Below are 10,879 nucleotides of genomic sequence, written 5' to 3'. Positions count from 1 at the left end.
TACTGATGCCCGTGTAGGCGCAGTATAACGCCGACGGGCACTGGCCCCAAGTCGGCGTGACCGGCCGCTGGTTAGCGGCGGTTAATCGCCCGGTGCCCGATATCGGTGCGGCAAAAGCAGTCCGCAAAATGAACCGTGCTGACGGTCTCGTAAGCACGCTGTTGGGCGTCAGCGATGGTATCCCCCAGGGCGGTGGCACACAGCACCCGCCCGCCGCGGGTGACCGTTTCACCCTGCTCATTGAGGCTGGTGCCCGCCTGAAAAACCCGGGCATCGGGCCCAAGGTCGGTGTCGAGGCCGGTGATGATGTCACCGGATCGATAGCTTGCCGGGTAGCCACCAGCGGCCAATACGACGCCCAGTGCCGGCCTTGGATCCCAGTGTGTCTGCTGACCTTCCAGCCGACCCTCGACAGCCGCCAGGCACAAGGCCACCAGATCTGACTGCAGGCGCATCATGATGGGCTGGGTTTCCGGATCGCCGAAGCGGCAGTTGTATTCCAGGACGTTGGGGGTGCCATCGTCGGCGACCATGATGCCTGCGTACAGGAAGCCCCGGTAGCGATTGCCTTCAGATTGCATGCCCCGGACGGTCGGGTAAATGACCTCCTCCATGATCCGCTGATGCAGGGCATCGGTCACAACCGGTGCGGGCGAATAGGCACCCATGCCGCCTGTGTTGGGCCCGGTATCGCCGTTGTCCCGGGCCTTGTGATCCTGGGAGGAGGCAAACGGCACCACGGTTTCACCGTCAACCATGACAATGAAGCTGGCTTCTTCTCCGGTCAGGCACTGTTCAACCACGACGCGTGATCCGGCATTACCGAAGGCATTGCCCGACAACATGTCGTCGATGGCCGCAATGGCTTCGGCTTCGGTTTGCGCGACAATCACGCCTTTGCCCGCTGCCAGCCCGTCGGCCTTTACGACAATGGGCGCGCCTTTTCGGGTCACAAATGCTCGCGCTTCGGCTGCATCGGTGAATACCTGGTACCAGGCGGACGGAATGTCGTGGCGCTGCAGGAAGTCTTTGGTGAAGGCTTTGGAGCCTTCCAGTTGGGCCGCCGCCTGAGTGGGACCAAAAACAGGCAATCCGCGCTGCTCAAACAAGTCGACCACACCTGCAACCAGCGGGGCTTCGGGGCCGATGATGGTCAGGCCTACCTGATGGCTTTCAGCAAAGCTGGCCAGTGCATCCAGATCCAGAGCGTCTATCGGGACGTTTTCGACGCCCGCTTCCCGCGCTGTGCCGGCGTTTCCCGGGGCGACATAGACGGTGTCTGCCAGAGGGCTTTGCCGGGCTTTCCAGGCGAGCGCGTGTTCGCGACCGCCATTGCCAATGATGAGAATGTTCATTGTTTGTCCTATGGTCTCTCTGCGTTTTACGCAGTCGTTACTGATGCGCAGTGGTGCCGTGCTTCTGGCCGGTGTCAGTGCCGGAAATGGCGCATTCCGGTCAGTACCATGGCAATGCCGTGTTCGTCAGCGGCCGCGATGACTTCGTTGTCGCGCATACTGCCACCCGGCTGTATCACGGCTTTAACACCCATTTCGGCGGCCTGATCGAGACCGTCACGGAAGGGGAAAAAGGCGTCTGATGCCATCACGGATCCTGCGATCTGCAACCCTTCGTCGGCGGCTTTAATACCGGCGATTTTGGCGCTATAGACCCGACTCATCTGGCCGGCACCGATGCCGACAGTCTGCCCTTCTTTGGCATAGACAATGGCATTGGATTTCACAAACTTGCACACTGACCAGGCGAATTGCAGGTCTTTCAGCTGTTCCGGTGTCGGGGCGGTGCGGGTGACTTGTCGGAATTCGTCGGCCGATACGTCGCCCAGATCACGATCCTGAATGAGCAGGCCACCATTGACGCGCTTGAAGTCGAAACCGGGTAGCGCCCGGTCCCAATAGCCACTGCTGAGCAGGCGGACATTGGGTTTGGCCGCGACGATGCGAGCGGCATCGGCACTGACTGAAGGTGCAATAATAACCTCTACAAACTGGCGGTCGATGATGGCTTGCGCCGTCTGTGCATCAAGCTCACGGTTGAACGCAATGATGCCGCCGAAGGCCGAGGTTGGATCTGTCTTGAAGGCACGTTCATAGGCCGTCAACTGAGTATCAGCAACCGCTACACCGCACGGGTTGGCGTGCTTGACGATGACGCAAGCCGGTTGCTCAAACCGTTTAACGCATTCGAGGGCGGCATCGGTGTCGGCAATGTTGTTGTAACTCAGTGCCTTGCCCTGAAGGCTGGTCGCTGTGGCGATACTGGCCTCCGGCGTTTCAGGGTCGATGTAAAACGCGGCTTTCTGATGAGGATTCTCGCCATAGCGCATAACGTCTTTTAACTGCCACTGCTGGTTGTAGGTGTGCGGGAAATCTGCCTTTTCAGGAACGATGGCCGGGTCGGTGCCGGGGTCTACCCGACCCAGATAGTTGGCGATCATGCCGTCATAGGCGGCGGTGTGTTCAAAGGCGGATCGGGCGAGCCGGAAGCGGGTTGGCTGTGACAGGCCACCGTTTTCGTCCCATTCACTGAGAATGATCGGGTAGTCTTCTGTGTTGACCACAATGGCGACATCGGCATGGTTTTTGGCGGCTGAGCGCACCATGGTCGGGCCGCCGATGTCGATGTTTTCGATTGCATCAGTCAGGGTGCAGTTGTCTTTGCTAACGGTGTCGGCAAAGGGGTAGAGGTTGACGATCACCAGGTCGATAGTCTCGATACCATGCTCGCTCATGACCGCGTCATCCTGTCCGCGCCGACCCAGAATACCGCCGTGAATCTTGGGGTGCAGGGTTTTGACCCGGCCGTCCATCATTTCCGGAAAACCGGTGTGGGCCGACACTTCAGTGACGGGAATTCCGGAATCGGTCAGCAGACGAAAGGTCCCGCCAGTAGACAGGAGTTCAACACCGCGCTGGTTGAGTGCCCGGGCGAAGTCGACGATGCCGGTTTTATCGGAGACGCTGATCAGGGCGCGTTTTGGCGTTTTGGTCATAGGATCCTCGAACGATCAGTCGGTGGCTCGCACCAGCAGATGCGGTGCCGGGTTCAGTCAATTAAGTAGACGGTGTTAAATCTGGTGCAACCGGTCAAAAAAACAGGTTGTTTAAAATGCAAAAAGGCGACTCGCAGTCGCCTTTTTGGTGTCAGAGCAGTCCGTACTGCTTCAGTTTTTTGCGTAAAGTACCCCGGTTGAGTCCAAGTACCCTGCTGGCTTTGGTCTGGTTATCCCGGCTGAAGCGCATAACGGCCTCCAGCATGGGGGCTTCGACTTCGCTCATCACCATTTGGTAGACGTTGGCAACGTCCTGGCCTTCGAGGTGGGCGAAATAGTTGCGCATGGCAATTTCAACGCTATCGCGCAGCGTTTGCGGATTGTCGGCCGAGGAGTGGATGTTGAGTGAATCTTTGGAATCAGGGCGCTGAGGGTCCTGGGCAACGGTGTCGAGGTTCATGCTGCTGTATCCTTTAACGATATCAAACGTTGAAAAAGGGTGGCTATAAACTGAAGCTGCTCACGCGGTTGCTCCAGTTGATTGAATGCTGAAAGGGTTGTTCGCTCCAAACCCCGGGCTTTGAGGTACCAACCCACGTGCTTACGGGCAATGCGCACACCCATGTAGTCCCCATAGAACCGATGCAGCGACTGGACATGCTGGCTCAGTGTCGCGGCGACGGTCTCCAGGTCCGGCTCTGGCAGCAATTCACCATGAGTCAGATAATGATTGATGCCCTGAAAAATCCAGGGGTTACCCTGGGCTGCCCGGCCAATCATCACTCCGTCTGCGCCGGTAAGCGACAGTACCTTCGCTGCCTGCTGGGGGCTGTCTATGTCTCCATTGGCCAGCACTGGTATCCGTACCGCTTGCTTGACCTGTGCAATGGTGTCGTACTCGGCCGCGCCCTTGTAGGCATCGGCGCGGGTCCGGCCATGCACTGACAACAGGGCAATGCCCAAGTCTTCTGCCATGCGCGCAATGGTTACGGCGTTGCGCTGATCGGCCGACCAGCCCGTGCGAATCTTCAGGGTAACGGGCACATCGACCGCACCGACCACGGCCGTCAGTATTTCCCTGACCAGGCCTTCATCGCGCATCAGTGCAGAGCCAGCCGCCTTGTTGCACACTTTCTTGGCCGGGCACCCCATATTAATGTCGATGATCTGGGCGCCGCGTGCGACGTTGGCCTGCGCTGCCTGCGCCATCATGTCCGCATCACCACCGGCGATCTGGACACTGATCGGGCCCTGTTCACCACTGTGATCAAGCCGCCATCGAGACTTGTTGCTGTTCCACAGGCGGGTGTCACTGGTGACCATCTCAGACACGACCAGACCCGCACCCAGAGACCGGCACAGAGTACGAAACGGTCGATCGGTAACCCCGGCCATGGGCGCGAGGACGGTCGGTTGTGAAATGGTGTAGGGGCCGATGGCAAACACAGTGATCGGTTAAAAATTGCTCAGCTCAGGGGCGGGGAATGATACTGGCTCTGACGTTCAGATGAAAGATTGACAATTCGTTTCTTTTCAAAAAAAGAGGCCATTGGCCTCATTGTTTTTCAGGGTGCTCTTTAACCCGCTGTTAACCGGTTCCAGCCGGGGCCAGAACCAACTGGTAGTTCACTGCCCGAGTGCCAGGATTACGAATCGGCAGGGAGACATAGATCCGCGTATTGACGGGCATTAAGCGAGTGCCAGTCAGTTCACCGCGCAGGTATTGCTCTGGCGTGAATGACTGATCGGCGATCAGTTCGCCGTTGACGTCGGTGTATTGCAGGATCAGCACGGGAAAGGGTTGCCGGAAGGCGGCACGGTTGGTGAGTACGGCGTCCAGCAGTTTCACGTCGTTCAGTGCGCGGTGATCGCGGATAAGCACGTTCGAGGTGCGCACCAGATCAATGTCCTCCTGATCCGGGAGGGTACAGCCTGCGATATCGCAAACACCCTGATAGAGGCCGCGCCATTGGTCCATTTTAGCGTAGGTATCGCGTTGCACCCAGGCGAGTTGGGCAACCAGAACACCGATCAACAGCACAATAAATACCGCGCCTAGCCAACGCCAGCGGGCGAGTCGGTCCTCGGCGTTGAAATCCAGGTCAATGTCGTGGTTCAGCCGGCGTACCACAGAAGAAGCGGAAGCTGTATCGTCAGCGCGCCGGTCGATGTGGCTAAAATCGACGCTGTCGAAATCGTCGCTACCGGAATCGTCAACTGACCAGGCCGGTTCAGCCTCTGCCGGCTGTCGTTTTACAGGTCGGGAGTCGGAGACTGGTTTGCTCACGAACCGGGCTTTTTCCTCACGACGGGTGTCCCGGGTTTCTTCGCGCTCCATTTCTTCCAGAATCGATTCTGCCCAACTTTCATCCGCTGTTTCCGGATCGTCCAGGGTCTCGCGCTCATCATCCGCTTCACGCTGGAAAGGGTTAGCGCTTTTACGGCCACTGCTTGGGTTGTTGAGGCTGATGAATGAATCGCTCAGATCACCCAGCTCGGAGTCGTCGTCATCCTGATCATAGAGGTCGTCATCACTGTCCTGAAAAACAAACTCCTGATCTTCTTCCGGATTGTCCGCAAACAGAAAATCGGCATCATCGTCTTCATCCGCTGCGAAACGTGACGGGGGAGTGGGCTTGGCAGGTTTGGGCTTCGACGCCGGTGGCGCTGCTTTGGGTTTGGCCTTGGTGGCGGCTTTCGGGGCAGGCGCATTCTGGCGTTGAACCGGTTGCTTCGCCGCAGTCCCGGGCTTTTTTGGGGCAGTCGGGGTTGCGGGGCGGGCTGCCGGTTTTGATTTTGCGCCAGCGGTCACTATATGATTTCGGGCACTGAAGACCTGAAGACAGGCACCGCAACGCACAGAGCCATTGGCGATAGACAGCTGTTCGTCGCTGACGCGAAAAGAGGTGCCGCAGTGCGGGCACTGTGTGATAAAGGTTTCAGCCATTGCTAATTATGATTCCTGGCATCCATGCGCTATTGGGTCCTGTTTTGGCCACGGTTCAGGTGACCCCAGGGTATTGTTGACCCGTCTGGTCGGCCAGACGGTCAGTAAGTGTAAGAAAGGTGCTGTCAGATAACAATATGGCACACCTCATACCCGGTCTGCGCTCGGCACACTATTGACGGCGCTTTCCATTCAATCGAACCCAGCCATCATGGCTTGCCTGTGGCTCAAAGTCGACCCAGGGGGTATAGGCTGCGAGTACTGTCTCCGCCTGGTGTTCCAGTATTCCTGACAACGCTATATTGCCGCCGGGTCTGAGGCGCGTGCAAATCGATGCGGCCAGGTCACAGAGCGGGCCGGCCAGAATATTGGCGACGACCAGGTCATAGTGAGGGTCGAGGTCTTGATCATCGAGCATGACCCGATAGCGAGCCGGGTCGATGGCATTGTTGTCTGCATTGGCCCGGGTCGCGTCGAGCGCTTGTGGGTCGATGTCGAGCCCGTCCATGCGTTCGGCGCCCAGCAGTAGGGCGGCCAGGCCGAGAATGCCGGAACCACACCCGTAATCCAGTACTGTATCGCCCGTTTTAATGGCCTGGTCGAGCCAGGTCAGGCACAGAAAGGTAGTGGGGTGAGTGCCCGTACCGAAGGCAAGACCGGGATCGAGTCTCAGGTTAATGGCCGTCGGATCGGGCGGCTCCAGCCAGGAGGGGCAGATCCAAAGCCGGTCACCACAGGCAATGGGCTTGAAGTTGTCCATCCAGCTGCGTTCCCAGTCTTTGTCTTCCAGAATCTCGGTGACGATGGGGCCCTGAGATTCTATGTTCAGCGCGTGCATGGCGTCTTGCAGGCGTTGCGTCAGTTCATTTTCATCCAGCTCATGATCGAACAGGCCCTGTATCGTCGTGTGCTGCCACAAAGGTGTGGTGCCGCGGATGGGCTCAAAGACTGGCTGGTCTTCTGTGTCGACCAGGGTGACGGCCTGGCAACCAGCCAGCAAAAGGGCATCTTCCAGGGCGTCGGTGTGTTCGGGCAGCGTGGGAATCTTGATGTGCAACCAGGGCATTACAAATCCTGTATGGGTTGGGGCGATATTGAGTTAAGCAGTGTACACCAGAGTGCCTGCCGGTTCAGCGTGGCCCGTCTCACTGTGGGATAGCTGAGGCACCAGGCAAACGATAAAAAGCCGGGTTGTACCCGGCTTTTTGCAGTAATTGATCCGGCAAAAGAGGCCGGGTGATCGCTTACTGTTCGTCGGCCAGCTTGTGCTCAAGGTAGTGGATATTGACACCACCACGCTCAAAACCGGGGTCACGCACCAGATCCATCTGCAGTGGCGTATTTGTCTTGATGCCCGTGATGACCAGTTCATCCAGTGCCGATTTCATCCGCGCCAGTGCCTGGGGGCGATCGTCAGCCAGAGTGATCAGTTTGCCGATCATAGAGTCGTAAAACGGCGGAATGGTATAGCCGGAATAAATGTGCGAATCCCAGCGCACGCCCAGGCCACCGGGTGGGTGAAACTGGGTGATCTTACCCGGACTGGGTATGAAGGTGCGTGGATCTTCGGCATTGATCCGGCATTCGAAGGCGTGACCCTTGATGTGAATCTCATCCTGACGATAGGACAGCGGCTCACCGGAGGCAATGCGCAACTGTTCCTTGATGATGTCCACGCCAGTAACCATTTCGGTGACAGGGTGTTCGACTTGAACGCGGGTATTCATTTCAATGAAGTAGAAGTTGCCGTCTTCATAGAGAAACTCGAAGGTGCCCGCGCCCCGGTAGCCGATTCCGATGCAGGCGTCCACACAGGCTTTTTGCACTCTGGCGCGTGCTTCCGGGTCAATGTGCGGGGCCGGAGCTTCTTCCATCACCTTTTGATGACGACGCTGCAGCGAGCAGTCACGATCGCCGAGGTGAATGGCATTGCCGTGGGTATCGGCCAATACCTGAATCTCGACATGACGCGGATTCTGCAGGAATTTTTCCATGTAGACAGTGCCGTCACCGAAGGCTGCTGCCGCTTCGTTCTGGGTGACCTGAATGGCGTTCAGCAGGTCTTTTTCGTTGTGCACAACACGCATGCCCCGGCCGCCGCCACCGGCTGCTGCTTTGATGATCACCGGATAGCCAACGTGTTGTCCCATGGCCAGGCATTTTTCGGGGTTGTCTGTCAGCGGACCATCGGAGCCCGGCACTGTCGGGACTCCGGCTTTTTTCATGGCTTCAATGGCGGATACCTTGTCACCCATCAGCCGAATGACGCTTGATGACGGGCCAATGAAGGTAAACCCGGATTTCTCTACTTGCTCGCAGAAATCAGCCCGCTCGGCCAGAAATCCGTATCCGGGGTGGATGCCATCGGCATCAGTGACTTCGGCGGCGGCAATCAGGGCCGGTATGTTCAGGTAGCTGGCAGAAGACGCATTGGGGCCAATGCACACCGACTCGTCGGCGAGTTTTACGTGCTTCAACTCTCGGTCGACGACAGAGTGCACTGCCACCGTCTGAATGCCCAGCTCTTTGCAGGCCCGCAGGATGCGCAAGGCAATCTCACCGCGGTTAGCAATCAGGACTTTCTTAAGCATGACAGGCCTCGTTAGCTAATGGTGACCAGGGGTTGGTCGAATTCGACCGGCTGACCGTTTTCCATCAATATCGCTTCTACGGTGCCGCTCTTGTCTGCTTCGATCTGGTTCATCATCTTCATTGCTTCGACGATGCAAATGGTATCACCTTCCTTCACCTGCTGGCCGACTTCCACAAAGTTCGGGCTGGTTGGCGACGGTGCGCGATAGAAGGTGCCTACCATAGGCGAGCGGACCGAATGACCCGTGGGTTCTGGCGGTGCACTCGGTTCGCTGGCCGCAGGCGCGGCTGCGGGGGCAGGTGCTGCCATCTGTGCGGGTGCCGCAGCGTAGTGCATCGGTTGCGGTGGAAGGCTGTGTGAGGTGCGGCTAATGCGAATGGCCTCTTCACCTTCGGTGATTTCAATCTCATCAATGCCGGATTCTTCCAGCAGTTCGATCAACTTCTTGACCTTGCGAATGTCCATGACGGGTTCCTTAAATTTAGTGCGTTAACTGACGGTGAGCGGCGTGCAAAGCAAGTTCGTAGCTTTGCGCTCCAAATCCACATATCACGCCGACCGCCTGGTCGGACAGATACGAATGATGTCTGAATGGTTCGCGAGCGTGCACGTTGGACAGGTGCAGTTCGATATAGGGGATGGCAACACCGGCCAGTGCATCGCGCAGGGCAACACTGGTATGAGTGAAGGCTCCGGGGTTGATCAGTATAAAGTTGATCCCTTCTTCGCGAGCCTGATGAATCCGGTCGATGAGGATCCCTTCATGATTGCTTTGTGCGCACGCCAGGCTGTGGCCGAGGTCGGTGGCAGCACGCGACAGCGACTGTTCTATATCTTTGAGGGTCGTGTGTCCGTAAACCTCGGGCTCTCGGGTGCCCAGTAAGTTGAGGTTGGGGCCATTGAGCAGCAGTAGTTGCGCCATGAGTACGTCTGTGTCCTTTATATCCTTGCCGTTGGTCAGGATGTAGAGTGTAGAAGGTGAATCGACCAATGTCCGGGAACCTGACCGGAAATATAGACGATAGTGCTGTTAAATTCGTCGAACAACTGAATCGACGAATTTTAGTTGTGAATTTACATCATTAAACGCCGGGCTTTCCATGCTTTTCGTGCATTTCAGGCGCTGTCAGGCCAGACCCGGATATTGTGCCTCCGGCAGTTAATTGCATTTGTGACCTTCATCCCTTGGTTTCGGGTGAGCGGATGACTAAGCTGGTTGCCATAGTTTCAGATTTCATCTCGTAAAATGCAGAACAGGCAGGGAGTTCAGACATATGATTCGTGAACGATGGTCGCGCTTTACAGCAGGGGTAGGTCGGGTATTTCACCGCTTTCGGCTGACCGGTCGTTCAAGCCGCTGGCTGGGGCTGTTGGTGCTGGTAGTTTTTCTGGCGCTGGTTCTGCTGGGCTGGTACTGGAGCAATGAGCCTGGTGAGCAGGATGTGGTGGCTCTGGCCGAGCGCCATGCCAGCGAGAACAACCATGAGCTGGTAGTGGGGTACACAACCACTTATACACTCAGAGAGCTGATGACTGTGTTGCTGGAAAAGCCTGGTGGTTATTTGTCCAATGATGTCACGCCGCCTTCACTCTGGCTTGATAATATGCCGAGCTGGGAGTTTGGCGTGATCATTCAGGTCAGGGATCTCAGCCGGGCCATGCGCCGGGATATGAGTCGCTCTCAGTCTCAGTCTACCGAAGACCCCGATCTGGCAAGGGCAGAGCCGCTGTTTCACTTTGATCACAACAGTTGGATGCTGCCATCGACCGAAAGTGAATACCGGCGTGGGCTCAATTTTATTGATGCCTATATGCAACGTTTGTCTGACCCTGAAAACACCCGGGCCCAGTTTTACGCGCGAGCGGATAACCTGAATCGCTGGCTGGAAGATGTTGAGACGCGTCTGGGCTCTTTGTCGCAGCGACTGAGTTCATCGGTAGGGCAGCGCAGTGTCAGTTCCAACGAGATGCTTAATCCGCAAGCGTCGGAACAGTTGATCAATAACGAAGATAAAGTGGTTAAAACGCCCCGGCTGGAGGTGGATAACGTCTTTTACGAGGCGCGGGGTTCAGCCTGGGCACTGTTGCATATACTCAAAGCGGTGGAAGCTGACTTTGGCTCCATTCTGGATAACAAGAACGCACGGGTCAGTTTGCAGCAGGTTATCCGGGAGTTGGAAGGCACCCAGAGAATGGTTTTTTCTCCAATGGTCCTAAATGGTAGTGGCTTTGGTGTTCTGGCCAATCATTCCCTGGTGATGGCCAATTACATCTCTCGGGCCAATGCGGCCCTGGCAGATCTGCGAGAGTTGATGGCCAGCGGCTAAGA

The 10,879-nt window shown here is 57.0% G+C and carries 10 protein-coding genes; 1 reads left to right on the top strand and 9 read right to left on the bottom strand.

Translation table 11 applies throughout. From position 1 onward, the window contains the following. Nucleotides 1-71: 71 nt before the first annotated feature. The 9 genes from purD to aroQ form a co-directional block, all read right to left on the bottom strand. A complete protein-coding gene (gene purD / locus G565_RS0102040; protein ID WP_028669479.1) occupies nt 72-1,355 on the bottom strand; it encodes a phosphoribosylamine--glycine ligase in 1,284 nt (427 codons plus the stop codon). Between the two features lie 74 nt (nt 1,356-1,429). Beyond that, nucleotides 1,430-3,010: a bifunctional phosphoribosylaminoimidazolecarboxamide formyltransferase/IMP cyclohydrolase gene (purH, locus tag G565_RS0102035; protein WP_028669478.1), complete on the bottom strand. Its 1,581-nt coding sequence runs from the start codon at nt 3,008-3,010 to the stop codon at nt 1,430-1,432. Nucleotides 3,011-3,161: 151 nt separating this feature from the next. Beyond that, a complete protein-coding gene (gene fis, locus G565_RS0102030; RefSeq protein WP_028669477.1) occupies nt 3,162-3,470 on the bottom strand; it encodes a DNA-binding transcriptional regulator Fis in 309 nt (102 codons plus the stop codon). After that, nucleotides 3,467-4,456, bottom strand: coding sequence for a tRNA dihydrouridine synthase DusB (gene dusB, locus G565_RS22580; protein ID WP_211227110.1), 990 nt, complete (start codon nt 4,454-4,456; stop codon nt 3,467-3,469). The genes fis and dusB overlap by 4 nt, the downstream gene beginning before the upstream one ends. A gap of 142 nt (nt 4,457-4,598) precedes the next feature. After that, nucleotides 4,599-5,957 (bottom strand): DUF3426 domain-containing protein, encoded by a 1,359-nt coding sequence (locus G565_RS25695; RefSeq protein WP_028669476.1) that lies wholly within the window; start codon nt 5,955-5,957, stop codon nt 4,599-4,601. Nucleotides 5,958-6,129: 172 nt separating this feature from the next. Next, a complete protein-coding gene (gene prmA, locus G565_RS0102015; RefSeq protein ID WP_028669475.1) occupies nt 6,130-7,023 on the bottom strand; it encodes a 50S ribosomal protein L11 methyltransferase in 894 nt (297 codons plus the stop codon). Nucleotides 7,024-7,201: 178 nt separating this feature from the next. Beyond that, on the bottom strand, nt 7,202-8,548 hold the full coding sequence (gene accC, locus G565_RS0102010) for an acetyl-CoA carboxylase biotin carboxylase subunit (RefSeq protein ID WP_028669474.1): 1,347 nt from the start codon (nt 8,546-8,548) through the stop codon (nt 7,202-7,204). 11 nt (nt 8,549-8,559) lie between these two features. Next, nucleotides 8,560-9,015 (bottom strand): acetyl-CoA carboxylase biotin carboxyl carrier protein, encoded by a 456-nt coding sequence (accB, locus tag G565_RS0102005; protein WP_028669473.1) that lies wholly within the window; start codon nt 9,013-9,015, stop codon nt 8,560-8,562. Nucleotides 9,016-9,031: 16 nt separating this feature from the next. Beyond that, entirely contained in the window at nt 9,032-9,472 is a 441-nt protein-coding gene (aroQ, locus tag G565_RS0102000; protein ID WP_028669472.1) for a type II 3-dehydroquinate dehydratase, read from the bottom strand. Between the two features lie 352 nt (nt 9,473-9,824). Here aroQ and G565_RS0101995 point away from each other — a divergent pair, with 352 nt between their 5' ends. Beyond that, nucleotides 9,825-10,877, top strand: a complete 1,053-nt coding sequence (locus tag G565_RS0101995; protein ID WP_037337213.1) for a DUF2333 family protein — start codon at nt 9,825-9,827, stop codon at nt 10,875-10,877. The last annotated feature ends 2 nt before the right edge of the window (nt 10,878-10,879 follow it).

Origin of the sequence: Saccharospirillum impatiens DSM 12546 (assembly GCF_000423605.1) — a bacterium.
Taxonomy (GTDB): domain Bacteria; phylum Pseudomonadota; class Gammaproteobacteria; order Pseudomonadales; family Natronospirillaceae; genus Saccharospirillum; species Saccharospirillum impatiens.
Note: the sequence above shows the minus strand (reverse complement) of the source record. Positions and strands in the feature narration are given on the sequence as shown.